17 protein-coding genes are annotated in these 24,638 nt (G+C 59.2%); 11 read left to right on the top strand and 6 right to left on the bottom strand.

The annotated features are described in order from the left end of the window. Nucleotides 1-57: 57 nt before the first annotated feature. Nucleotides 58-927 carry a deoxyribonuclease IV gene (locus OHL18_RS21665; protein WP_263376972.1) on the top strand — a complete coding sequence of 290 codons (870 nt, stop codon included), beginning with the start codon at nt 58-60 and terminating at the stop codon, nt 925-927. A gap of 254 nt (nt 928-1,181) precedes the next feature. Here the strand turns inward: OHL18_RS21665 and OHL18_RS21660 are convergent, their stop codons facing one another. Beyond that, the gene (locus OHL18_RS21660) at nt 1,182-1,628 is read right to left on the bottom strand and encodes a rhodanese-like domain-containing protein (RefSeq protein WP_263376971.1); all 447 of its coding nucleotides are present in this window, start codon (nt 1,626-1,628) and stop codon (nt 1,182-1,184) included. Between the two features lie 359 nt (nt 1,629-1,987). Here OHL18_RS21660 and OHL18_RS21655 point away from each other — a divergent pair, with 359 nt between their 5' ends. The 7 genes from OHL18_RS21655 to OHL18_RS21625 all read left to right on the top strand — a co-directional run bounded on the left by OHL18_RS21655 (nt 1,988) and on the right by OHL18_RS21625 (nt 11,015). Then, nucleotides 1,988-3,325, top strand: a complete 1,338-nt coding sequence (locus OHL18_RS21655; protein ID WP_263376970.1) for a reverse transcriptase family protein — start codon at nt 1,988-1,990, stop codon at nt 3,323-3,325. Nucleotides 3,326-3,378: 53 nt separating this feature from the next. Continuing rightward, nucleotides 3,379-5,901, top strand: coding sequence for a leucine--tRNA ligase (gene leuS / locus OHL18_RS21650; protein ID WP_396275060.1), 2,523 nt, complete (start codon nt 3,379-3,381; stop codon nt 5,899-5,901). Between the two features lie 2 nt (nt 5,902-5,903). Continuing rightward, nucleotides 5,904-6,896 carry a hypothetical protein gene (locus OHL18_RS21645; RefSeq protein WP_263376968.1) on the top strand — a complete coding sequence of 331 codons (993 nt, stop codon included), beginning with the start codon at nt 5,904-5,906 and terminating at the stop codon, nt 6,894-6,896. Nucleotides 6,897-6,950: 54 nt separating this feature from the next. Further along, a complete protein-coding gene (locus tag OHL18_RS21640) occupies nt 6,951-7,121 on the top strand; it encodes a hypothetical protein (protein ID WP_263376967.1) in 171 nt (56 codons plus the stop codon). Between the two features lie 110 nt (nt 7,122-7,231). Further along, nucleotides 7,232-8,791 (top strand): glutamine-hydrolyzing GMP synthase, encoded by a 1,560-nt coding sequence (gene guaA, locus OHL18_RS21635; protein ID WP_263376966.1) that lies wholly within the window; start codon nt 7,232-7,234, stop codon nt 8,789-8,791. Between the two features lie 35 nt (nt 8,792-8,826). After that, complete coding sequence (locus tag OHL18_RS21630; protein WP_263376965.1) at nt 8,827-10,008, top strand: RNA-binding domain-containing protein; 1,182 nt, start codon at nt 8,827-8,829, stop codon at nt 10,006-10,008. Beyond that, on the top strand, nt 10,005-11,015 hold the full coding sequence (locus OHL18_RS21625) for a ParA family protein (protein WP_263376964.1): 1,011 nt from the start codon (nt 10,005-10,007) through the stop codon (nt 11,013-11,015). The genes OHL18_RS21630 and OHL18_RS21625 overlap by 4 nt, the downstream gene beginning before the upstream one ends. A 13-nt stretch (nt 11,016-11,028) precedes the next feature. Here the strand turns inward: OHL18_RS21625 and OHL18_RS21620 are convergent, their stop codons facing one another. Next, nucleotides 11,029-12,327, bottom strand: coding sequence for a POTRA domain-containing protein (locus tag OHL18_RS21620; protein WP_263376963.1), 1,299 nt, complete (start codon nt 12,325-12,327; stop codon nt 11,029-11,031). A gap of 86 nt (nt 12,328-12,413) precedes the next feature. Between OHL18_RS21620 and OHL18_RS21615 the strand changes: the two genes are divergently transcribed. After that, a complete protein-coding gene (locus tag OHL18_RS21615) occupies nt 12,414-13,685 on the top strand; it encodes a BamA/TamA family outer membrane protein (protein WP_263376962.1) in 1,272 nt (423 codons plus the stop codon). A gap of 78 nt (nt 13,686-13,763) precedes the next feature. Here OHL18_RS21615 and OHL18_RS21610 read toward each other — a convergent pair whose 3' ends face one another. From OHL18_RS21610 to OHL18_RS21600, 3 genes are all read right to left on the bottom strand, one after another. After that, complete coding sequence (locus tag OHL18_RS21610; RefSeq protein WP_263376961.1) at nt 13,764-14,774, bottom strand: tagatose 1,6-diphosphate aldolase; 1,011 nt, start codon at nt 14,772-14,774, stop codon at nt 13,764-13,766. Nucleotides 14,775-14,968: 194 nt separating this feature from the next. Then, nucleotides 14,969-16,930: an ABC transporter ATP-binding protein gene (locus OHL18_RS21605; RefSeq protein WP_263376960.1), complete on the bottom strand. Its 1,962-nt coding sequence runs from the start codon at nt 16,928-16,930 to the stop codon at nt 14,969-14,971. Nucleotides 16,931-16,977: 47 nt separating this feature from the next. Further along, nucleotides 16,978-18,558, bottom strand: coding sequence for a hypothetical protein (locus OHL18_RS21600; RefSeq protein WP_263376959.1), 1,581 nt, complete (start codon nt 18,556-18,558; stop codon nt 16,978-16,980). Nucleotides 18,559-18,798: 240 nt separating this feature from the next. Between OHL18_RS21600 and OHL18_RS21595 the strand changes: the two genes are divergently transcribed. Beyond that, entirely contained in the window at nt 18,799-19,467 is a 669-nt protein-coding gene (locus OHL18_RS21595; protein ID WP_263376958.1) for an outer membrane beta-barrel protein, read from the top strand. Between the two features lie 282 nt (nt 19,468-19,749). After that, the gene (locus OHL18_RS21590) at nt 19,750-23,664 is read left to right on the top strand and encodes an alpha-amylase family protein (RefSeq protein ID WP_263376957.1); all 3,915 of its coding nucleotides are present in this window, start codon (nt 19,750-19,752) and stop codon (nt 23,662-23,664) included. Between the two features lie 150 nt (nt 23,665-23,814). On the opposite strand, the gene bshB1 is transcribed toward OHL18_RS21590, so the two are convergent. Further along, on the bottom strand, nt 23,815-24,525 hold the full coding sequence (bshB1, locus tag OHL18_RS21585) for a bacillithiol biosynthesis deacetylase BshB1 (RefSeq protein ID WP_263376956.1): 711 nt from the start codon (nt 24,523-24,525) through the stop codon (nt 23,815-23,817). Between the last annotated feature and the right edge of the window lie 113 nt (nt 24,526-24,638).

Genomic DNA, 24,638 nt, shown 5'->3' with positions numbered 1-24,638 from the left:
CGAGGATACACGTTTGCAACGCTTTGGCGATGGCGTCGATTGCGGTAGGCTCTGGATATGGCGACTGGAACGAAGAAGCGGATAGGTGTTCATCTGGGGACGGCGGGCGGAACCTGGACGGCGGTGAATCGGGCGATTGAGGCGGGGGCGAATACGTTCCAGATATTTACCGCAAGCCCGCGGATGTGGAAAGCTGCTCCGGTGAAGGCGGAGGATGCCGCGAAGATGGCGGCGCTGCGGAAGGAACACGACATTGGGCCGGTTGCGGTCCACGCGAGCTACCTGATCAATATGTGCAGCCAGACCGAGACGGTTCGGGAGAACTCCATTGGAGCGTTTCGCGGCGAGGTGGAGCGGGCACTGGCGCTGGGAGCGGAGTACCTGGTGCTGCATCCGGGAAGCTGGAAGGGGTTAACGCGGGACGAGGGGCTGCGTTTGGCGGCGGAGTCGATTGAGCGGGCACTGGATGGGGTGCCGTGGCGGGGGAAGGACTTCAAAGTGTTGATCGAGAACACGGCCGGGGCAGAGTTCTCGCTGGGCGGGAAGCTCGAGCAGGTGGCAGAGCTGGTTGAGCTGCTGAAGGCTTGCGCTCCGGTGGGCGTGTGTCTCGATACCTGCCACACGCATGTTGCCGGATACGATCTTGTGAGCGAGGCGGGCTACGCTGAGACGATGGGAATGGTCGAGGCGACCATCGGTTTCGATGCGGTGAAGGTCTGGCACTGCAACGACGCGAAGGCGGCGATGGGGTCGAAGCTGGACCGCCATGAACATATCGGCGAAGGAACGATGGGAGCGGAGGCTTTCAGGCGGTTGCTGCACGATTCGCGGTTCAATCACGCGGCGTTTATCGCGGAGACGCCGGTAGATGCTCCCGGGGATGAGGCGAGAAACGTTGGCGTGCTAAGGACGCTGGCTGCAGGTTAGCCCGCCGCCTTCATGTGAAATTGCGATAGTTTTACGAAAGAATTACAGCCGTCATGTCACACCCGTTAATGTTCCACGTGGAACACTAACGGCTCTCGGCTGGCTGGCAGAGGTATGCCGCGCTTAGCACTCCTCAAATTGCCGCAAAAACTATATTTCAGTCATTAGCTGCCCCAGGAATACCGCGCCCATCGAGATCCGAATCGCCTGAAAATGGGCAAAGTTGAGCTATGCGGTTTTCAGCGCGGAACGGCTCACAGGGTATCGAGGTGGAAAGCGGTCTCGTAGGTTTCGACGGGGCAGCCGTTGGCCTTCCACGCGGCGAGGCCACCGCGAAGGAACTTGACGCGCTGGTGATTCGTGGCTCGGGCTTTGTGGAGGGTCTCGCGGGCGGTCTCGTCGCTGGGGCAGGTGCAGTAAAAGACCACGTCACGATCGAAGGGGACGAGAGCCGGGTTAGCGAGGACTTCCTTCGGAGGGATCCGGACGCTGCCGGGGATGATGTGCGGGTCGGCGAGCAGGTCGAGCGGGTGGCGGACGTCCAGCAGGAAGACCGGCTCCGGGGCTGCGAGCAGAGATCGGAGTTGATCTGCTGAAATGCTGAAACGGGCGGTCTCCTCGTTGGCGCGCTTGCGTTTGAGGTAGAAGAAGACAGCGATTGCGAGGACAAGGATTGCGGATGCTGCGAGAGCAATTGCCATGACTTACCCCCTTTGACGCAATTGGATGTCGCGATTCGTGTGCCGGCTTCAGTGATTCGAGAGTTCCGTGATGGAACGCGATTCTGGCCTTATTTGTTGAAACTGTTGGCTACCGCCGCTGCGAAACCTGACGCTGCTATCCTAACCTGTGGCTGCGGAGTGCTCCAAGCCTGGTTAAGGTGTGCCCTCGGGCATGTTGCGACCTCTCTGGGGATACCCCAGGGAAGATGAAGGAACTGGCAGATCGTCGCGGAACCGGCGCTGCGCTCACGCGCAGACATGGTGCCGCAGAGTTGGACTGGTTGGAGCACTCCGCTGCTCTTACTTCCGGGCAGCGTGCAAACTTGTAAGCGAGGCGAATGGCGAAGCCCAATCCGCAGGTCGTCAAGGCGCTGGCTCGGTTTGTGCTTTCAGGCGAGTGCAGCGCTGACGTGATCGCTCAACGGTTGACGGAGGCGCTGGGTAAGCGCCGGAGGTGGATAGCTCCGTTCGCTGCGCGATATGTGACGGTGTTCGGGGGGAAGACGCGGCCTCGAAGCAGGGAAGTGGTCGAGTTCTTTTTGGCTGACCGAAGATTTTGCCGGGCGTATGATCGCGATCCTGTCGGGATGGCGGCGGTAAGCGGCTTTACTCCGAAAGCCGAGATGCAGCCGGTCGAGGCGGCGAAGAGCTGGGAGATTCCGACGATCCGCGATGTGGGTGGACTCGCTGAATGGCTCGGTGTCAGCGTAGGGGATCTGGAATGGTTTGCTGATCTCGGGCAGTTTGAGATTGGGCGGGGCGAAGCCTTGAAGTTGCAGCACTATGACTACCAGTTTCGGCTCAAGGCATCCGGTTCTTACCGGCTGATCGAGGCTCCGAAGCCGCGATTGAAGGAGCTTCAACGGCAGGTGCTGGCTCGGCTGCTGGATCGCGTTCCGGCGCATCCGGCGGCGCATGGGTTTGTGCGCGGAAGGTCGATCCGGAGCTTTGCAGAGCCGCATATCGGACAGCAGATCGTGCTGCGGATCGACCTGAAGGAGTTCTTTCCGTCCATTCGCGCCGCGAGGGTGCAAGCGCTGTTTCGGACGATGGGATATCCGGAGCCGGTTGCGGATCTGCTGGGAGGCATCTGCACGGCCAGTGTTCCGCGCTATGCGTTGCGCGAGATGCGGCTTGCTCTTCCTGCTGCGGAGTTTCAGGACTTGAAAACGACCTACCGGCGGAGACATCTGCCGCAGGGAGCACCCACTTCGCCGTCGCTGGCGAATCTTTGCGCCTACCGCATGGACTGCCGTCTGGCTGGTTTGGCGGAGGCTGCGGAAGCAAAATACACGCGGTACGCAGATGATCTCGCGTTCTCCGGCGGAGGTGAGTTCGCTAGGGGCGCCGAGCGATTCGCGCTGCGTATGGCGGCGATCGCGCTGGAGGAGGGATTCGCAGTCAACCATCACAAGACCCGAATTATGCGGCAGGGTGTGCGTCAGCATCTTGCTGGGTTGGTGGTCAACGAGAAGGTCAATGTGGATCGGCGGCATGTCGACGAGTTGAAGGCGATTCTGCATAACTGCGTCCGGTTTGGGCCGGAGAGTCAGGCGCGAGATGTTCGCGGATCGTTCCGGGAGCATCTGCTGGGTAGGATCGGCTTTGTGGAGATGGTTCGCCCTGAGAGGGGCGCTCAACTAAGGCGGATCTTCGATGAGATTCGGTGGCCGTAGTTGCTGTTCGGGCAGGCGCTTGACCGCTTCTTTACAATGAAGAGATGCAAGAGATGAAGCAGAGCGAGAGTGAGCCGCAGCAGCGATATTCGCCGGCGGAGATAGAGCCCAAGTGGCAGGCGAAGTGGGACGCGAACGCGACGTTGTATTCGGCTGAGGGGCATGACTCCGGCAAGCCGAAGTATTACGTGCTGGAGATGTTGCCGTATCCGAGCGGCGCGCTGCACATGGGGCATGTGCGGAACTACGCGATCGGCGATGCGCTGGCGCGGTTCATGTGGATGCGCGGCTATAACGTGCTTCATCCCATGGGTTGGGACGCGTTCGGTCTCCCGGCGGAGAATGCGGCGCTGAAGAACAACACGCCTCCGCGCGAGTGGACGCTGAATAATATCTCCGCGATGCGCAAGCAGATGCAGCGTATGGGGCTGAGCTACGACTGGTCGACCGAAGTCACGACTTGTCTGCCGGACTACTACCGGTGGAACCAGTGGATCTTCCTGAAGATGTACGAGGCGGGACTCGCATACCGGAAGAAGAGCAAGGTGAACTGGTGTCCGCAGTGCGCGACGGTGCTGGCGAATGAGCAGGTGATCAACGGCAAGTGCTGGCGGCATGAAGACCAGACCGTGGAGTTGCGCGATCTGACGCAGTGGTTTTTGCGCATTACGAAGTATGCCGATGAGCTGCTCGAGGGGTTGGACACGCTGGATGGATGGCCGGAGAAGGTCAGGACGATGCAGCGGAACTGGATCGGGCGCAGCGAAGGAACGCTTGTCGACTTCGCGGTGGACTGCAGTGCTGATACGAAGATCACCGTGTTTACAACGCGTGTGGATACGATCTTCGGTGCTACATCGGTGCAGGTTGCTCCGGAGCATGCTGTTGCGAAGGCTTTCTTGGCGGATGATGCCGTGCTTGCAGAGCAGATCGACGAGATGATCGAGCAGCAGAAGAAGGCTCGCGAGTCTGGCGATCTGGGCGCGATTGAAAAGCATGGCGTGCCGACGGGGCGGTTTGCGGTGAATCCGTTCAACGGCGAACTTGTGCCGATCTGGGTTGCAAATTACATACTGGCTGACTACGGTACCGGTGCGATCATGAGCGTTCCCGCGCATGATGAGCGGGACTTCGAGTTCGCGACGAAGTATGGTTTGCCGGTGAAGCGCGTGATCGCGCCGAACGTGGATACGGCAGATCTTGCGCTGCCCTATACGGCTGAAGACGATGCGGTGCTGATCGACTCCGGTGATTGGACAGGCGAGAGCTGCCTCGAAGCGCAGGGAAAGATGGCGGCTTTTGCAAAGGCGAATGGATTTGGAACCGCCACGGTTACATATCGGTTGAAGGACTGGGGCGTTAGCCGGCAGCGGTATTGGGGTACGCCTATTCCGATGGTGTATTGCACGAACGGTCACGATGGCGTTGAGGCTGGCGGGCTGGTGGCGTTGCGCGAGAGCGACTTGCCGGTGATTCTGCCGCCGCAGATTGAGATCACGCAGCAGGGCGGGTCGCCGCTGGGACGTGTGCCGGAGTTCGTGAATACGACGTGCCCGGTGTGCGGCGGCCCGGCGACGCGCGAGACCGACACGATGGACACATTCGTCGATTCGAGCTGGTACTTCTACCGGTATACGGATGCGAAGAACTCGACCGCGCCGTTTGCGAGCGAGAAGGCGAACTACTGGTTTCCGATCGATCAGTACATCGGCGGAGTGGAGCACGCGATTCTGCATCTGATCTATTCGCGCTTCTGGACCAAGGTGATGCGGGACATCGGGCTGATTGTGAACGATGAGCCGGCTGCGCGTTTGTTCACGCAGGGCATGGTGGTGAAGGACGGCGCGAAGATGTCGAAGTCCAAGGGCAACGTGGTCTCGCCGGACTTGATGATCGAGCGCTATGGTGCGGATGCCACGAGGATGTACGCGCTGTTTGCGGCTCCGCCGGATCGTGACCTGGAGTGGCAGGAGGATGGAGTTGCGGGGATCAGCCGGTTCCTTGCAAAGGTCTATCGGCTGTCGATGAAGTACAAGGATGTTGCACCGCGTGGCGATGGCGAGTTGACGGAGGCGGATAAGACGTTGCTGCGTAAGCTGCATCAGACGATTGCGAAGGTCACGCAGGACTTCGATGGACGCTGGCACTTCAATACGAGCATCTCATCGATCATGATTCTGGTGAATGAGATCTCGGCCAATGAAGCTGCGATGGATGCGGGCGAGATCTCTACGTCGGCGATTGCGGCGGTGTTCCGTGCGCTTACCCAGATGCTTGCGCCATTCGCGCCATTTCTCGCTGCGGAGCTTTGGGAGGAGATGGGACAGGCTCCTCCGATCTTCCGTCAGAGCTGGCCATTGGTCGATGAGGGGCTGGCACGGGAGAGCGAGATTGAGGTGCCTTTGCAGATCAACGGAAAGCTCCTCTGCATCTTGAAATTATCCGCCGGGATTAAAGAAGAAGCTATGAAGGAGACTGCTCTTCGGGCAGCACGTAATCTGGGTCGCCTCGAAGGCAAGACCGTGGCGAAGATCATCGTGGTGCCGGGCAAGCTCGTCAACCTCGTGGTTAAGTAACGATGGCGGTTACAAATAAAACGGTTCCGTATTACAAAGCGGATGCGCCGGTGCGAGGGACGCAGTCGTTTGTGCATACTCTCTCGTCATGCTGGTCGCGGCCTTCGCTGACGGGGCTGGAGGTGTTGTGGCGATGGGTGTATGGCGTGCCTGCGCTACTGGTGCTTTGGGCGCTGGGGCGGCGGGTACTGGCGGAGCATACGGCGGGGACGTACGAGCTTTCGGTGCTGGGGCTGAACCGGGCGTTGGTAAACGATCCAGTGGGGTCGCTGACGGCGGACCCAATGGGCGTGGTCGCGAAATTCGAAGGTGCTGCTGGGCTGGTGCTCCCGGACTTCTTGCGGATTGCGGTGTGGCTGGCTCCTTTGCTGGTTGCGGTGTGGATTGTGGTGTCGTCGATTGGCAGGACGGTGGTTCTGCGGCGGGCGGATTCGGCTTTGAAGCCCAGGGTGCTCACCCTGATGCTGCTACAGGTGATCCGGCTGGCTGCGTTGGCAGGAAGCTTCTGGGTGTGGTTCAGCGGAATCCAGCTGGCGGCGCGTGTCGCGGTCATCGGACCGATGGCTGCGGGACAGGAGCCGAACCTGCTGCTGTACTGCGCGATCTCGATTGTGACGACGCTGGGGTTGTTCGTGCTTTGGGGTGGGGTGAGCTGGTTCTTTTCGATCGCTCCGCTGCTGGCGATGCTTCAGGGCTTGGGGGTTGCGGGCAGCCTGAAGGCGGCGCTGCGGCTGGGGTCGCTGAAGTCGAAGCTGGTGGAGATCAACCTGGTGATGGGGATCGTGAAGATCGGTTTGATCGTGTTGGGGATGGTGTTTTCGGCCACTCCGCTGCCGTTTCAGACGGTGACGACCCCCGGATTTCTTGCCTGCTGGTGGGCGGGTGTGACGGTGCTGTATCTGGTCGGGTCGGATTTCTTTCACGTGGCGCGGCTGGTGGCCTACCTGAACCTGTGGCGCGGGCATGAGGAAGAAATTTCTTTGCGAGATAAGTGAAATCTGCATCCTACCGTGGATAGTTCGTACTTTGAACGGGCACGGGGGAATGCAATGTCTTTTGCACTTTACGGCGTAGGGCTTTTGGTTTTGATTGGCGGGCTGGTCTATGTAGCTGTGCTGACACATGTGGCTTCGCACTGGATTATCGCGATGGTGATTATTCTGGTCGGGGCGGGGTTGATGGCTGCGGTGAATAACACGAAGCAGCGGGATCCTCGGTAGATCCTGCCACTGACGTTGGTAGCGAGACCCACGCATCGCGTATTGCCGCGATGCATGGGGCAAAGTTTCTTCAAGTACCGATGGGCGATCGCGGGATTTACACTTGAGGGGTGGATACCTCAACGATCGTCATTCTTGATTTTGGTTCGCAATACACGCAGTTAATCGCACGGCGGATACGGGAGTTCAACGTCTTCTCAGTGGTGCTTCCTTGCACGGCTTCACTCGAAAAGATAAAGGCGCTTTCGCCGAAGGGGATCATTCTTTCGGGCGGGCCTTACAGCGTCTACGATGCGGACGCACCCGCGGCTGACCCCGCAGTGCTGGCAATGGGTGCGCCCGTGCTCGGCATCTGCTATGGGCTGCAGTTCATTACGCATCATCTTGGGGGCAAGGTGGTGTCTGCGGCCGCTCGGGAGTATGGGCACGCTGAGGTGAATGTAGTGGCAGAGACGCCGCTTTTCACGGGGCTTCCGGCGACGTTGAATGTATGGATGTCGCACGGCGACCATGCGCAGACGCTGCCAGAGGGTTTTCGGCTGACGGCGGAGACTTCGAATGCCGTGGCGGGCATTGAGGACGCTTCGCGTTCGATCTATGCGGTGCAGTTTCATCCTGAGGTCGCGCACACGCGGGAAGGAATGGAGCTGCTGAAGAACTTCGTGATCGGGATCTGCGGGGCAACCGCGGACTGGACGCCCGAGCACTTTATTCAGGGCACGGTGGAACGGGTGCGGGCGCAGGTCGGTAACGGACACGCGATCTGCGGGCTGAGCGGAGGCGTGGACTCTTCGGTCGCCGCAGTGTTGGTGGCAAAGGCGATTGGCGACCGTTTGACCTGCATCTTTGTGAACAACGGCGTGCTGCGCAAGGACGAGTTTGCTAAGGTGCAGACGACGATGCGCGAGCAGCTTGGTTTGAACGTCGTTGCTGTGGATTCGAGCGAACGGTTTCTATTGAAGCTGGCGGGCGTGACCGATCCTGAGAAGAAGCGGAAGGTGATTGGGAACGAGTTCATCGCGGTGTTTGACGATGAGGCCAAGAAGATCTTTGAAGCTGAGAAGAGCGCGGGCGAGGAGGTTGCATGGCTGGTGCAGGGGACGCTGTATCCGGACGTAATCGAGTCCTCGAGCGTGCATGGGCCTTCGCATACGATCAAGAGCCACCACAACGTTGGCGGCCTGCCTGAGGACATGAAGCTGAAGCTGATTGAGCCGCTGCGCGACCTCTTCAAGGATGAAGTCCGGCGGATTGGGCGGGACCTCGGGATGCCGGACGAGATCATCGAGCGGCAGCCGTTTCCGGGACCTGGCCTGGCCGTAAGAATTCTGGGTGAGGTGACTGCGGACCGCGTAGCCATGCTGCAGGAGGCCGACCAGATTGTGGTCGATGAGATCAAGAAGGCGGGGCTTTATCGCAAGGTCTGGCAGAGCTTCGCGGTGTTGCTGCCGGTGAAGTCGGTCGGCGTGATGGGCGACCAGCGGACCTATGCGAACACCTGTGCGGTGCGGGCTGTGGAGAGCGAGGATGGCATGACGGCCGATTGGGCTCCGCTGCCTTATGAGGTGCTACGGACGATCTCGAGCCGGATTGTGAGCGAGGTGCGGGGGATCAATCGCGTGGTTTATGACATTACGAGTAAGCCGCCGGGGACGATTGAGTGGGAGTAGGCTGGTGCTTAGAAGTCATATATTGGGGGTTGTAAGTGGATATCGAAGAGATTAGCCGCCGTCTTATCGACATAGAAGACTCCCAAACCGAAAGGAAGGAGTCAATATCAGACCTTGATCGAATCAGGGAAGCTATTTGTGCTTTTGCTAACGACATCGACTCTTCACGACGTACCGGGCTGGTCTTTGTTGGCATCCGCGATAATGGAAGTTGTGCTGGAATCGAAGTTACAGACGACCTGATAAAGCGGTTAGCTCAACTACGGCTAGACGGGAAAATTCAGCCCATTCCAACAATTTCCATCAATGCTACAGAGGTGGATGGATGTCGGTTTGTCGTCATCGAAGTTCCTCCTAGCGATATCCCTCCTGTTCGAGTGAACGGTGTTTGCTGGATACGAACGGGCTCAAGCCGAACTCGTGCAACTCCACAAGACGAACGTGTATTAATCGAACGCAGACGGTCGCTGCATCCGTCTTTTGATGCAGAGCCACTTACTGGTTCTACCGTGTCCGATCTCGACCTCACCCGTTTTACCCAAGAGTACCTGCCGGGTGCAGTCTCGTTAGCTACCCGAAGAGAGAACGGGAGATCGATCGAGCATCAGCTTTCCTCATTACGATTAGCGGCACCTGACGGAATACCAACCGTTGCAGGGATGTTGCTTCTGGGCCTTGATTTGCGATTTTGGATAGCTGGAGCGTATATCCAATTCATACGAGTGCAGGGAGAATCACTGACAACTCCAATACTGGATCAGCGAGAGTTTTCAGGAAGTGTCCTCGATCAGCTCCGAGAGATTGAAACGCTGATTTCTCTGCACAACACACGTTCGTTGTCACTCGCGAATGAAACCCACGCGCAAGATGAGGAGTATCCGATTGAGGCCCTCCGACAACTCGTGCGAAATGGAGTGCTTCACCGCCGATACGATGGAGGAAACGCTCCACTACGGGTTACATGGTTTTCCAATAGAGTAGAGATAATCAGTCCTGGCGGGGCTTTCGGCATTCCTCCGGAGCGTTTCGGCGAGCCAGGATATACGAGCTATCGGAATCCGGTTCTTGCTGAGGGGCTAAAAGCATTCGGGTTTGTCGAGCGCTTCGGTTTCGGTATTCAAATTGCAAAAGAGACTCTGCAGCAGAATGGGCACCCACCTCTCGAACTGAGATTTGAAGGCGACTTCGCATTTGTTTGCGTTAGGAGAAGAAGATGAAGGTTCTTGCCTTTTTCAATAACAAGGGTGGCGTAGGCAAGACAACCCTCGCCTATCACTTCGCAAATATGCTTTCCATTCAAGGAATCAAGACTTTAGTTCTTGACCTCGACCCCCAGGCGAACCTAACGAGTATGTTCTTGAAGGACGAGTCTATTGAGCGCTTGTTGGATGAGGAAAACGGAACAATATACAAGGCGATCCTTCCCGTCATAGAAGGACAGGGGCCAGTTGTCTTGCCCAAGTTGCAACAAATTAGGTCGAATTTACGCCTCATCTCGGGTGATCTATCTCTGTCGGAGATCGAAGATACGCTTTCGATCGAATGGGCGAGGGGTAACGATTCGAACCCAACGACATTCAGACGGTCTATTTCGGTTACCACGATTTTCTGGCAGGTCATCCAGGCTGCAAATGGCCCAAACGACGACATCGTGATCTTAGACGTTGGGCCTAATCTTGGCGCGATCAATCGTCTTGCACTTCTTTGCAGCGATTATGTGGTTGTTCCTTTGGCACCTGATTTATTTTCCCTCAAAGGTCTCAGTAACATGGGGCCGAAGATTGCAGAGTGGCAGTTGGATTGGACATCTCGTAGAGAAAAGGCTGAGCGAATCGGTTTAAACGTTCCGAGCGGAACAATGCAGCCAATTGGATATGTGCTCTCCCGATTTTCGGTGCGAGCTGATAGGCCGGCAAAAGCTTTTGCTCGGTGGAGCGCTCGAATCCCGCAAGAATTTCTCAGATTATTGAGGCAGGCGAGTGAATCGGCACCGTCGCTGGACGCCGATCCTTACCGTCTTGCGACAATGAAAGATTATCGGTCTCTGATGCCAATGGCGATGGAGGCGCACAAGCCGATGTTCTCTCTCACTCCCGCCGATGGTGCCATTGGCGGGCATCAGAAGGCTGTCGAAGCGTGTTATGCGGACTATGAAAATCTGGTAACCGCCGTACGGTTCAAGATGGCCACGGATGAGGCGAGCCGTATTTTTGTCGCGAGCTAAGGTGTCCTATCAGTTAGTGGGGCGTGGTTCCTGCTCCTGCGAAGGTGAGGATCAGTTCGACGGTGTGGGCGTCGGGGTCGGCGACGGTCTTGAAGGCTGCGGAGAGTCCTTCGAGACTGCGAACCGCCGAGTTGTTCTTGAGGAAGTCGGTTACATAGCTCTCGTTGTAGATGTCGCCGGGTTTCAAGGTCCAGGCTTTGTCGAAGTCTGCCTTCTGGGTGGGATTCAAGTTGACTGTCGAGACTGCGCTCAGCTTGTAGACTTCGCCCGGAATAACGGCAACTGCGAAGGTGACGGTATGGGCCGTGGTGTCGAGCTGCGGGGTGGAGGTCACGACGACGTCCATGTAGCCCTTGCGGCGGTAAGCAGCTTCGAGCTTACCGAGCGACTGGAGGAGTGTCTTCTGCGAGGCGACGTCGCCGGGATGGAGGTCGGCTTCGGCGTTGAAGGCTTCGGTGCTCATCATGGGCGAGCCGGCCCAGTCGAGTTTTGAGAGACGGTAGACGTCGCCTTCCTCGATGTTGACGGAGACGTCTACGTCGGTGGTTGTGTCGCTCGAAGAGGCGATGGTACGGGTGAGGGAGGTCACCTTGGCGGCCTGGAATCCTGCGTTCTTATACACGTTGAGGAGAACGCTCTGCAGGCTCTTGGGGAGCAGGCCCTCGTTGTAGGCCTTGCCGGTGAGTACCTGCACAAGCTTGTCCTTAGCAGACGCGAAGTTGGGGCGCATGCCATCGACTTTCAGGGAGTGAATGCGGACGGCTGGTTTGGTGAGCCGGAACTCGAGGACGCGAAGGGGTTGGCTCGACGAAGGGGCTACGGACTCTACGGAGATGGAACCGCCGGTGACTCCTTTCGAAGACAGCAATTGCTTGAGAGCGCCAACGATGGCGTCCTGCTCGTTGCCGGCTTCGGGGACAGTGCCATCGAAGAGGGGGACGGTCTTCTGAATCTCGGTAGCAAGCTCTGCGGGTTGATACCAGACGAAGTTGTCGAAGCTGGCGGTGAGGATTCGCGCGGGGTCTTGAGGCTTGACCTTGAAGATGACGGTGATCGACTTGGCGGGGCCGTCGACGGTCGACGACAGGTCGGCGAAGGCTCCGGTGTCGATGAGCTTTTGTGAGGCTGCCTGGAGCTGATCCTTCGAGAGGGTATCGCCGGGCTTGATGCCGGAGGCGGCTTCGAGCGCGGCCTGGGAGTAAGGCATCTTGCCGTCGAAGACGATGTTCTTTACGGTGTACTGCTGGGACAGGGCCGGGGTGGCGGCAAGGCAAAGGAGTGCAAAGGGGCTTAGGAATCTCAGGATGGGCATGTGGATTTACGGTAGAGCAACCTCGCATTGTGGGCAAGTGAAAACGAGTGCCGGTTGGTGCGAAGCCGATGATAGGCTCTAAGGCAATGCGCCTCCGTCGAGCTCTTCCTGTCGCCCTTCTATTGGTATCTGCCGTGCAACTGATGGCGGCTACTTATGCTCCCAAAAAGCTTGTTTTCACTGGTGCAGACCAGTACAAAGCGGCCGACCTGACGACGGTGACTGGGCTGACTCCAGGCAAGCTGGTGACGACGGAAGAGGTCGAAGCTGCGATGCAGAAGCTGGTCGATACAGGGCTGTTTAGCGATATGCGCTACACCGTGAACGATCAGGCGCTGACTTTCATGCTGACTCCTGTAGCTGGTGACCAACTGCTACAGGCGCGCTATAAGAACTTTGTCTGGTGGAGCGATGAAGAACTGAATGCGCTGGTGCATGGTCGCATCCCACTCTTCAACGGTCAGGTCCCTGTAACCGGGACGATGAAGGACGGCGTGGCCAGCGCGCTGACTGAGATTCTGGCCAGTAAGTCGGTGAAGGCTTCGGTGAGCTCGGTCAACTCCGCGAACCTTGGAGGCAAGGTTGGGGGAACGCTCTTCGCGATCGACGATCCGCTGGTCGAGGTCGGAGAGGTGCGAGTCGATCAGGTTTCGGCTGGTGCGGCGGCAAGCATCGCAGACGTGAAGAAGCGCTTCACCGGGCAGGATTACGACGCTTATAGCAGTGGGCCTTCGCTTCGGCAGAACGTTCAAAACGCCTATCTCGATCTGGGCTACCTCGACATCGCTGTCGACCCGCCGGTGCGTGGAACGCCGGATTTGGGACAACCTGCGATTCGTGTCTCGTTGACCACTGCTGCTCATGAGGGATCTACCTACCATGTGTCGAAGATGGAGTGGCCTGAGTCGCAGATTGTGTCGAAGTCAACGTTTGCTGAGGCCTCGCAGTTGAAGAGCGGCGATCTGGCTTCGCGAATGGTGCTGATGAGGACGGAGAACGCTGAGGCGGCGCGATTCCAGGCAGTCGGCTACCTCGATGCCAAGGTATCGTCACAAGGCAAGAAGGATGAGGCGAAGCACGAGATTGCTTATGTCTTTGAGGCAATGCCCGGAGAGCAATATAAGGTCGCGAGCATAAAGACGCCGGGGCTGTCGGCGGATCAGCAGGCGGAGTTCGATAAGGTGTGGAAGCTTGCGCCGGGGCAGTTCTATAACTCTGAACCTATCGGCACGGCGTTGCAGAAACTGGCATCGAATAAGGCGTTTCAGGGGCTTGTGGCGAGGCCCGAGTTGCAGAAGATTCTGCAGACGCACACGGTGGTGTTGACGATCTCGTTTGTGAAGAAGGCGCGGTCCTAGCGCGAACGCGGCCCAAAAACAACACCGCGGCCCTCAATAGCCGCGGTGTTGTCTTGATCGTGAGGTGGCGGTAAGTGACTAGCCCAGTTCGGCGAGGCTGCTTGCGCCGTACTTCAGGTACCAGGGGCTGGCGGCTTGGAGGGCCATGTTGACGTTCTGGATGTTTTCAACGCCGGTGGTTTCCAGCCACTCGCGGAAGGCTTCGGAGCCCTTCTTCGCGTAGATCTCGATGCCGTCGTACCAGGTGGCGCGGCCGCAGAGGACGCCGTTGAACTTGGTGCCGGACTCGCCCGCAAGCTCGAGGGTCTCGATGAAGATGGGGTTGGTGACTCCGGCCGAGAGGTAGATGAAGGGTTTATGTGTGGTGCTCTCGGCGTCGCGGAAGTGCTGGAGCGCTTCGGCGCGGGTGTAGGCCTGTTCGCCCTTGAAGGCGCGGGTGCCAGCGACGTGGGTCATCTCGATAGGAACTTCGACCTTGAGGACATCGACGTTATAGCGGGCCTTGCCGAACTCGGCCATGCAGCCGGAGACGACGGACGGCTTCAGCTTGGCGTACGCAAGGGACTTTTCGCCGACGCCGGAGACGTCGTAGCCGACGAACTCGAGGAAGAAGGGGATGTCGTGCGCGAGGCACTCGTCGCCGATGCGCTCGATCCATGCCTGCTTGAGGTCGTTGATCGAGGACTTCTCGAACGGGGTGTAGTAGAGGAGGATCTTGATGCAGTCCGCGCCAGCTTCCTTCAGGCGGCGAACGCTCCAGACGTCGAGGAGGTCAGGAAGGCGACCGGCGGTGTTGGCGTCGTATCCGGTCTTCTCGTAGGCGAGGAGCAGGCCCTTGCCGTTGCGCTTCTTTGCTGCAGGGAGGCCGTATTCGGGGTCGAGCAGGATGGCCGAGGCGTAGCGGGTGAGGACTTCGGTGACCTGGATCTTGAACTCTTCGAGATCCTGTCCGGTGGCTTCGCCGCCGCGGTCCTTAGCGATGGACTTCTGCAGAGAGCCGCGCTGATCCATGGCTGCGGCTGCGATCACGCCGTGTCCGTTTGAGACGGCCTTAAGTCCGGCAAGTTTTCCTGGGGTCAGCTTCGACATTGATTCTCTCCTTCTTTCATGCAACGCGAGTTAGAGCTATAGAGTACACGCGAGATTTTACACACGGTTGGTTGAGTTGCGGCGGTTCGATTCCAGAGGTGGGCGGGGCGGGACTCTGTGCAGCAACCAACGGAATGCGGGGGTTCTTCGGCTTCGCCTCAGAATGACGGCAATTCTGAGGCGAAGCCGGCGTTCTAGGCGGGTAGGGCCTGCGGGGCTTCTGAGGCGATGGCTTCTTGGTCGCGGTACTGGAGCTGGTAGAGCTTGTAGTACAAGCCGCGTTCGGTAAGGAGCTGCTGGTGGGTGCCGCGCTCGCGGAGGGTTCCCTTGTGCATGACTAGAATGGTATCCGCCGACTGAATGGTGGAGAGCCGGTGGGCGATCAGGATGCTGGTTCGGCCGGTGATCATGCGGCTGAGGGCGAGGCGGACGCGCATCTCGGTCTCGGTGTCGACGGAGCTGGTGGCTTCGTCGAGGATGAGGATGCCGGGAGCGTGGGCGAGGGCGCGGGCGAAGCTGATGAGCTGCTTCTGGCCGGTGGAGAGGGTGCTGCCGCGTTCGGTGACGGGTTCCTGGAATTGTTTTGGGAGGCTGCGGATAAAGTCGCCTACGTTGACCTCGTCGCAGGCTTTTTCGAGGGCCTGATCGGTGATCCAGGTCGAACCCAGGCGGATGTTGTCGGAGATGTTGCCGGTGAAGAGGAACGGATCCTGTAGGACGACGCCGAAGCGCTGGCGGAGGAGCTTGAGGTCGTGACATCGGACGTCCACGCCGTCGATGAGGACTTGGCCGAATTGCACGTCGTAGAAACGCATCATCAGCGCGGTGATGGTTGTTTTGCCGGCGCCGGTGTGGCCTACGATGGCGGCGGTCTCGCCGGGGTCAACGATGAAGCTGACGCCGGAGAGAATCCATTCGATGTCGGCGAAGGTGCGGAGTTCGGCTTCGGTTGCCGTGGCGATTCGTGACTTCTGGGCTTCGTCTAGCTGCTGGTAGGTGAACCAGACGTTTTTGAACTCAATGCGGCCCGATCCATCTCCCTTGATGGGCTTTTCTGGCGAGAGGATTTCGGGTTCTGAGTCGAGGAGCTGGAAGACGCGCTCGGCGGCGGCCATGGCGGCTTGCAGGATGTTGAACTTGTCGCTGAGGTCCTGAATGGGCCGGAAGAATCGCTGGGCGTACTGCATGAAGGCGATCAAGATGCCGAGAGTGACGGCACCGTGGAGGACCGAGTAGCCTCCGCGCCAGATGACCAGGGCGATGGCGGTGGAGCTGAGGAGTTCGACGGCCGGGTAGTACCAGGCGTAGGCGAAGATGGCGTCGGTCCAGGCGGCCATGTGCTGCTTGTTTACGTCGACGAATTCGTTGTAAGCGCGGGGCTCGCGGTTGAAGAGCTGCACGATGCTCATGCCGCTGACGTGCTCCTGGGTAAAGGCGTTGATCTTGGCGATGTTCTTGCGAATTCGGCGGTAGCTCTCGCGAACAGACTTACGAAAGACGCTGGTCAGGAAGAGGATGCCGGGGATGACGGCGAGGGTGAGCAGGGCCAGCGGCCAACTCATGCGCAGCATGATGATGACGATGAAGAGCAGGACGAAGACGTCTTCAAAGATGGCGAGGACGCCGGAGGTGAACATCTCGTTCAGGGCGTCGACGTCGGAGGTGACGCGGGTGACGAGCTTGCCCACCGGGTTGCGGTCGAAGAACGAGGGCGACATGCGCTGGATGTGGCGGAAGATCTGGCTGCGGAGATCGAACATGATCTTCTGGCCGGTCCACTGCATGAGGTAGGTCTGAAAGAACTCGAGGATGAAGCTGATCCCAAGTGCGCTCAGGTACAGGGCGGCGATCTGGGTGATGCCGGTCATCGGCTTGGGGCTGAGGTGGCGGCCGAGCCAGGAGATCTTTTCACCGGGCGTGTGCGACATGTAGGTGTCGACGGCGACCTTGGTGAGAAAGGGGCCGAGGACGTCGGTTGCAGCTTTGAGGAGGATGGCGAGGGCGGAGAGCGCGGTCTGAATTTTGTAGGGAGCTAGATAGGTGAGAAGGCGGCGCATCAGCCGGCCGTCGTAGACTTTGCCGACGATCTCGTCGTCACCCTCGCGCTTCGCTGGTTTTTCTGCTTTCTGCTTGTCTGTTTGCTTGTCGGCGGCCATGTGGTGTCACCATTCTAGATGCTCCAGGGATGGCGTATGGCTCAGAGTTATCGCAGCTGGCAGACCTTGACGGCTTCATTTGTGAACGGGCAGAGAAAAGATGTTTGGGCGTCATGGTTGAGGACGATCCATGAGGCTTTGAACGGTGCGAGACGGCGGAGCCTCTCTGCGTCGCTGATCTGGTTGAGATTGGTGGTGGCGGCCTGTTCGGTGAGCCAGCGGTCGGCGAGCTGGGGAAAGACTGCGGCGGCGCCTCCGTCTTTGGAGCGATCGGCGAGGGAGTCGCGCTCTGCCACGGCGCGGAAGCCGAGGGAGTCTTCGGCTGGGGCGTCGATGTAGTTGGCGTCAAGCGCGAAGACGGCGTTCGCTGGGGTGTTGGCACGGATCCAGTTGAAGGCTTGATGCCACGGATTGTGCGTGGCGACCCCGGGGAACTCAACCTGGGGAGAATCGGGGTAGACGTTGTGCTGGACATAGCCGAGGCAGGCGCCCAGGACGACCGTCAACGCTGTCCATCGCCAAAGGATGCTCTTGAGGAAGAACTCCCCGAGAAGTCCGCCGAGAAATACGAAGAGTGCCAGGTAGATAAAGAGGAAGGGGCGTAGAGGTTGCAGGGGCGAGATGGTCTGAGAGTGTGACGAAGGATGACAGAACAAGGCCGACACACAGACGGAGATCAGGCCCAGGACGACGCAGGTGTTCGCAAGCTTTGCACCTGCGGTGCGGCCTCGCCGGTTCTGCCAGAACGCATAGGACGAAAGCAGAGCGAGCGGCGCGACGATCCCAAGCAGTTCGTACCAGCGCCATTCAGAGAGGAAGAAGTAGGTGCGGGTGGCGACAGCGGCGAGGTGAGCAGGTGATTCCGAGGCGGAGGGACTGGAGAAATGGAGGAGCGCGGCACCCAGCAGGCTGCCCGCGGCTACGGCAATAGCTCCGAGCCATGAGCGGCGGTCTATCGTCCAAAGAGCGAGCACGAAACCGATGGCATACGCTCCCATAAGAGGATGGAAGGTTACGGCCAGCAGAAGGAAGACGCAGGTTCGCCAGAAGCTCTTGTCGAAAGCGGCGCAGACGGCGAAGAGAGTGAACGGCGTGGAGAAGGACCTTCCGGTGAGATAGGGGTCGGCGATCGAGAGAGACGTCCCTGCGACGGGGACGCAGAGGCAGAGAGCGACGAGCAGCGTTCCGGCCCATGTTGCAGAGCGGTCCCGGAAGCATCGTTTGGCGATCCCGTAGCTGCCGCAAAGGAGCAGAAAGACCGTGGCGATGTGGATCTGGAAGAGAACGGCCTCGAGCGGGAGGTGCAGCATTCGGAGCAGCCACGCTCCAAAGTGTGAAAAGAGCGAGAGGCGCACGTAAGGAGCGATGAACGCGCCGCTGGCCGGGTACATGCCGGACGAGGCAAGTTGCTTGAGGCTGGCGACGTAGATTCCGGCGTCTTCGCTATAGGGATGGTAGCCGTCGATGAGGATCGCGAGGAGGGTGAGAGCGAGGATGGTTCCCGAGCTTTGGAATCCTGCGCTTAGGGGGCTGAGCCGGGCAGGGCTTACTGAGTCGTGCGGCAGGGCCGCGACTGCAATCTCTTCGATCTCCAGAGTGGAAGAGGCCTGAACGGTTACTGAAGGCAATCGCCTACCTCGGATGGATGCGTGGAGGGGAAGGCCGTTAGTCCGGGCGCGAATTTGAAGAGAAAGCTGGAGACTGCGGGCATAGGGTCTGGACGCGAGGCGCGGAACGATTTTGAAAGCAGAATTGGTCCGGCTGGAACTATAGACGGAAAAGCCGCCGGCAAGTTGCGGTGGTCTTCTGCCAAGATTTGTAACGTAAACTAAATCAGGCGCAAGTTGCTTCCAAGGAGTCTCTTCGAGATGTTGAAATTGCTTCGTTCGTTTTACGGGGGTGTGCTCGGTCTTACCGTGCTTGCCAGTTTTTCTACCGCATCTTCGCAGACCACAGCGCTTGCACGGCAGCTCGACCGGGTCGATGTAGCTGTGAGCGGCATCGGGGCGATCACCAAGGGCGTATCGGGGAACAATTACATCGATCAGCCGGTGACACTAAACGCCAGCACGACGGTTGGAGCTCTGGTGACGGTGCGGTATACGAAGTCGCCGCTGCTCGGGGCAGAGTTCAACTATAGTTACACCCGTTTTACAGAGAACTTCTCGGGTTCTCCTTTCTCACAGCCCTCCGGGATCAGCACGCCGTTCGGGGTTCAGACGAATGCGTCGGAGTACAGCCTGGGTTATGTGGCTCATCTTCCCAGCCTGCTGGGAGTTCAGCCATTTGCCTCGGTGGGTGCGGGTGCGACGGCCTTCAAACCGACTCCGCTGGGCGGCCAGGGCCTTCCTGAACAGGCGCGGGCGACGTACTACTACAGCGTAGGCGCAGAAGATCAACTGACGCGCTTCTTCGGGGTCCGGGCACAGCTTCGGCAGACGTTTTACAAGTCGCCTGACTTCGGCCAGAACTACCTCACGATCAACCAGCAGACGTTTACACTCGAGCCAGGCATTGGCTTTTACGTCAAGTTTTAGGACGCAAGCTCCGGCTAGAGTTGCGCCTGCATCATCCGAAGCCCCGCGACGAGATTTCCTCGTAGCGGGGCTTTTCTGTGTGAACTGACATTTACGAAAGATGTTGGATAGAATTCGCCAAGCATCCGAAAGGCAAGATTGGCCTTCCAACCTCGTAGGCCTATATTCGTACCAAGGCATCTGCCGGTGACGACGTGTTGCCGGGCGGGAGCGGTGTGATTCAGTAGCGGCCCACGAGCTAACTGCAGGGATAAATAGAAGCGAAGAAGAGGGGCGTCAGGCATGGAATTTCACGTTTCGCGGGCCGTCAGATTGAAGACCGGCGTCGAGGATGTCCTGTTCAACTTCGCGGGCAACGTTGTGTTTGGAAATCTCGCAGCGTGCCGGGAGTTCGCGAAGAAGTTCAATGAGGCTCGAACGGCGAGCGGCGAGGACGGGCCGGTGCTGCACGCGGCGGCGCTGTTCGCGATGGGCCTGATCGATGAGTTGAACCATGCGATGGTGGCGAAGTATCGCGAGTCGCTGGATCCGGAGTTGCTGTCGCAGGCGTTGAGATGGCTTGAGTCGATAAAGGACGCCCCGCATGTCAGGAAGCTGTTGCTGGAGTTCAGCGATGAGTTTCCAAGCGTCTCTGTCTATCGCGGAGAGCAGACTTCTTCGCAGTGGCTAGCCGGTACGACTCCGGCAGCGGTCGCGGGAACGGCATCGGATTTTCCGAACCGTGAGGCTGCGGTTGAAGAACTGTTGATGCTGTGGCTGGCGAACCGGAATCCCGCGTTTATGCCGTTCAAAGAGTTGTTCGACGACAGCCAACTCGAGCAGAAAACGATTTATAAGGAAGCGACGGCTTCGCTGCCTGAGTACTTCGCGACCAGGCCAAAGATGAACGGCAGGGAGACGCTGTTCGAAGCGCTGATCGCGCCTGTACTGGCATCGCCCGACTCGTTGAGCGGGCAGTTGGCGTACATGCGCGACAACTGGGCGGAGCAGCTTGGCCCGGAGTTCAGCGAGACGCTGCGCCGGACGCTGATCGCTGTCAGCGTGCTGAAGGAAGAAGAGATCGCCATCTGGACGATGTTCCACCCGGTGCGGGGTGGACAATACCGGGACAGCGACGGGAAGTGGGTGCAGGAGGGATTTCTCGGCGACGAGTTTGTCGGGTTTGGGGACGGGGCGACGATTGGGGCCGATGGGGCGCGATCTGGGCCGAAGGAGCTGCCTCCGCCGTTGAATGAGTACGAGGCGTTCAGCCCGGACCAGGCGTGGATGCCTACGGTGGTGATGATCGCGAAGAGCACCTACGTTTGGCTGGAGCAGCTCTCGAAGAAGTATCAGCGGCATATCCATCGGCTGGACCAAATTCCGGGCGAAGAGCTTGGGGTGCTGGCGGAGCGGGGGATCAATGCGCTGTGGCTGATCGGGCTGTGGGAGCGGAGCACGGCTTCGCAGACAATCAAGCGGCTGATGGGTCAGCATGATGCGGTGGCCTCGGCGTATTCGCTGAAGGACTATCGGATCGCGGAGGATCTGGGAGGGACGTATGCCTATGAGCGGCTGCGCGATCTTGCGGGACGATATGGGATCCGGCTGGCATCGGACATGGTGCCCAATCACATGGGCATCGATTCGACGTGGGTGATGGAGCATCCGGAGTGGTTTCTTTCGCGGCACGACAGCCCGTTTCCGGTGTACAGCTTTGAGGGGCCGGACCTCTCGGCAGAGGCGCGGTTTGAGATCAAGATTGAGGATCATTACTTCGACCAGAGTGATGCGGCGGTCGTGTTCCGCCTCCGGGAACGGTCCAACGGCGACACGCGATTCGTCTACCACGGCAACGATGGGACGACCTTTGCGTGGAACGACACCGCGCAACTGGACTACTCGAAGGCCTATGTTCGTGAGCACGTGATCCAGACGATCCTGCAGGTGGCGCGGCTGTTCCCGATCATCCGGTTCGACGCGGCGATGACGCTGGCGAAGAAGCATGTGCAGCGGCTGTGGTTCCCGCTGCCGGAGATTGGCGGATCGATCCCGTCGCGGGCGGAATCCGCCATCTCTCAGGCTGAGTTCGATGCGATGATGCCGAACGAGTTCTGGCGCGAGGTGGTGGACCGCGTGGCGGTGGAGGTTCCAGGAACGCTGCTGCTGGCAGAGGCGTTCTGGCTGCTGGAGGGTTACTTCGTGAGGACGCTGGGCATGCATCGCGTCTACAACAGCGCTTTCATGAACATGCTGCGCGACGAGGAGAATGCGAAGTATCGGTCCTATCTGAAGAAGACGATCGAGTTCGATCCGGACATCCTGAAGCGGTACGTGAACTTCATGAGCAATCCGGATGAGAAGACGGCGATTGCTCAGTTTGGAACAGGGGACAAGTACTTCGGAACCTGCACGATGCTGGCTACGATCCCGGGGCTGCCGATGATTGGGCACGGGCAGATCGAGGCGTTCACCGAGAAGTACGGCATGGAGTACAAGCAGGCGCGGTTTGACGAGTGGCCGAACGATGACCTGGTGGCGCGGCACATGCGCGAGATCGCTCCGCTTTTGAAGAACCGGCAGCTCTTTGCGGAGAGCCATAACTTCGTGATGTACGACTTCTGGGCTGGGCCGGGAGATGTGAACGAAAACGTCTTCGCGTACTCCAACATGGTCGAGCATGGCGGGACGGGCTATGGTGGCTCGGGTAAAGAGCGGGCGCTGATTCTGTACAACAACTCGTTCAGCAGCACGCATGGAACGGTGCATCTCTCGGTCTCCGACATGGACAAGTACACCGGGAACCTGCGGCAGAGGACATTGAGTCAGGCGCTCCATCTCGCGTCGGAGGGTGACCTCTATTTTGGTTGGCACGACACAGCGAACCGGCTTGAATATATCTGTCGGTCAACAGACTTCGACCAGAGCGGGTTCACGATTGGGCTGCGTGGGTATCAGTATGCGGTGCTGATCGATTGGCGGGAGTTGCGGTCGACGGAAGATCAGCCGTGGGAGCAGTTGTGCTCGGTGCTGGGGGGCACCGGGGTGTACAGCCTTGACGTTGCGTTGGCGGAGTTGCGGCTGCGGCCGCTGCACCAGGCGTTGAGGCATGCGCTGGAGCCTGAGGTGATTGCGGCGTTCCTTGAACCGATTGCCGCAGAGGATGTCGTGGCCGAGGAAGCGGTGGTGACCTTGCCAGTCGAGGCAGCTGAGGATGAGACGGACGATCTGATCGAAGAGATCGTGGCTGAGGCGGATGCGCTCGCTGTCTATGGGAACGCATTTGCTGAGGAGAGCTCGCTGGTTGGAGCGGAGCGGATCAGCCTGGCTGCCGAGGTCGCTGCTGAGGCCGAGGCGATGCCGGTGGCGCTTCCTCATGCCGAAGTTGTCGATGCGGAGTGCGAAGCTCGGTTTGCGGAGTTCTGTGCGCGGGCGGATTCGTTCTTTGAGCAGGCGAACCTGGCGGAGCCGACGGCTATCGACGCGAAGGTTTCCTCGAGTGGAGAGTTTGCTGAACTGGTGAACGCCTGTGGCCAGCTTACGCAGGTCGAAGCGGAGTTCACTACGCCGTGGCCGGAGTCCGCGAAGAGAGTGCTGCCTTCAGCGATTGCTGTGCCCGGTACGTGGTCTCCAACGCAGAGGTTCGCGCCGGTGCTGGCTTGGCTGCTGATCGATCGGCTGGTGGGGACTGCTATTGACTCAGTGAATGCTGTCGAGCTTTTCGACATGCTGCACTTGAGGTCGGCGCTGGCGGAGATCTTCAGTTCGCTGGGGATTGATCGGGAGAGTGCTTGGAGGGTGGCTGCGCGGGTCCGAATCCTGTTGGCGAACCCTGAGGTGACCACTTCCGCGAAGCTCGCGCAAGAGAAGCTTTGGGCGGATGGAGATCTTCGCTGGTTGGCGTGCCTGACCGAATCGGGCGGCGTCACGTATGTCAACAAAGAATGCTTCGAGGAGCTTGCCTGGTGGCTTCAGGTTCCGGAGCTGATCGTGGCGGCGGGGCTGGAGGGAAGTGCAAGGGCCGAGGCGATTAAGGATGTTGAAGAGTTTATTGCAGCGGTGAATGCGGCTGCGGCAGAGGCTGGATATGATCTTACGAAGATTCTGGCTATTCTCTCGGGTGTGAAGATTGAAGAGGCCGATGTGGAGAAAGAGCCGATCGCGGTGGAACCAGAGGTTGATGTTGTAACAGAGCCGGAGCCGGTGGCGAAGGGGTGAGTGAACTAAGACGTTTGTGGCGAAGATGAGGGCGAAATGCGGACTCTCCACTCCGCTTCGCTCTGGTCGAGATGACTCATTTTTTTGGCGCGCCCGCCACGGCTCCGATCAAGGTGATGTATCTTGCGCACTGGTCTTTGGGTGACTACGTCAGATTGAGGCGACGGGTAGCTTCATCAGGTCGTCGACCAGGCCGATCTCTTTCTGGACGAAGGGTTCGGCGTAGCGGACACCGGCTAACAGGCCGCAGTGGCGGGCCATGGCGAAGGTGCGTTCACGAATCTCTTCCTCGGGGACGAAGAGGCTGCCGCCTTCGGGGCGGTTGGCATACTGGGAGCGGTAGGCCATCAGAGATTGGAAGCGCTGCTCGATGAACGGCGTGATGTCGACGGCAAACGTGGGCCGGACATCTGCGTAGAGACTGGCATAGAGGATCTTGTAGGGACGATGCGGCTTCGCGTCTCCCGGGATATCGAGCTTGGCGAGGCCGCTTACGAAACAGGCCTCGTAGCCGAGAGTTGCGGCCGTGTAGTGGTCGGGGTGACGGCCCTCCCAGTAGGGAAGGATCACTACCCGGGGACGCAATCGGCGCAGGACCTCGGCGATTTTAATGCGATTTTCCAGCGTGTTCTGTACGTTGCCGTCGGGCAGGTCGAGAGCTTCGCGGTGGGATACGTTCAGGATGCGGGCGGCTTCGTTGGCTTCGGCTTCGCGTTCGGCAGCGGTTCCGCGGGTGCCGGATTCGCCGCGGGTCAGATCGAGGATGGCGGTCTTCCAGCCCTTTGCCTGCATCGCCAGGAGGGTGCCGCCGCAGGTCTGCTCCACATCGTCGCGGTGGGCCGCTATGGCGAGAATGTCCATTAAGACAGTGTAAGACAGCGAGGCGCAGCTAAAGGCAGGTTGAAACAGCGAAAGGGCAGCTAAAGCGGAGAATGATTTTGTTCTCGCTGCCTTTCGCTGCCCTTTGCTGCACT

It is taken from the genome of Granulicella aggregans (assembly GCF_025685565.1).
Lineage (GTDB): Bacteria > Acidobacteriota > Terriglobia > Terriglobales > Acidobacteriaceae > Edaphobacter > Edaphobacter aggregans_B.
The sequence above is the reverse complement of the archived record's forward strand: the minus strand, read 5'-3'. Positions and strand labels throughout refer to the sequence as shown.

Bases quoted from the DNA above. Each gene is read 5' to 3' on its own strand.
- OHL18_RS21665 (WP_263376972.1), top strand. From the start codon at position 58: ATGGCGACTGGAACGAAGAAGCGGATAGGTGTTCATCTGGGGACGGCG.
- OHL18_RS21660 (WP_263376971.1), bottom strand. From the start codon at position 1,628: ATGGCAATTGCTCTCGCAGCATCCGCAATCCTTGTCCTCGCAATCGCT.
- OHL18_RS21655 (WP_263376970.1), top strand. From the start codon at position 1,988: ATGGCGAAGCCCAATCCGCAGGTCGTCAAGGCGCTGGCTCGGTTTGTG.
- leuS (WP_396275060.1), top strand. From the start codon at position 3,379: ATGAAGCAGAGCGAGAGTGAGCCGCAGCAGCGATATTCGCCGGCGGAG.
- OHL18_RS21645 (WP_263376968.1), top strand. From the start codon at position 5,904: ATGGCGGTTACAAATAAAACGGTTCCGTATTACAAAGCGGATGCGCCG.
- OHL18_RS21640 (WP_263376967.1), top strand. From the start codon at position 6,951: ATGTCTTTTGCACTTTACGGCGTAGGGCTTTTGGTTTTGATTGGCGGG.
- OHL18_RS21625 (WP_263376964.1), top strand. From the start codon at position 10,005: ATGAAGGTTCTTGCCTTTTTCAATAACAAGGGTGGCGTAGGCAAGACA.
- OHL18_RS21620 (WP_263376963.1), bottom strand. From the start codon at position 12,327: ATGCCCATCCTGAGATTCCTAAGCCCCTTTGCACTCCTTTGCCTTGCC.
- OHL18_RS21615 (WP_263376962.1), top strand. From the start codon at position 12,414: ATGCGCCTCCGTCGAGCTCTTCCTGTCGCCCTTCTATTGGTATCTGCC.
- OHL18_RS21610 (WP_263376961.1), bottom strand. From the start codon at position 14,774: ATGTCGAAGCTGACCCCAGGAAAACTTGCCGGACTTAAGGCCGTCTCA.
- OHL18_RS21605 (WP_263376960.1), bottom strand. From the start codon at position 16,930: ATGGCCGCCGACAAGCAAACAGACAAGCAGAAAGCAGAAAAACCAGCG.
- OHL18_RS21595 (WP_263376958.1), top strand. From the start codon at position 18,799: ATGTTGAAATTGCTTCGTTCGTTTTACGGGGGTGTGCTCGGTCTTACC.
- OHL18_RS21590 (WP_263376957.1), top strand. From the start codon at position 19,750: ATGGAATTTCACGTTTCGCGGGCCGTCAGATTGAAGACCGGCGTCGAG.
- bshB1 (WP_263376956.1), bottom strand. From the start codon at position 24,525: ATGGACATTCTCGCCATAGCGGCCCACCGCGACGATGTGGAGCAGACC.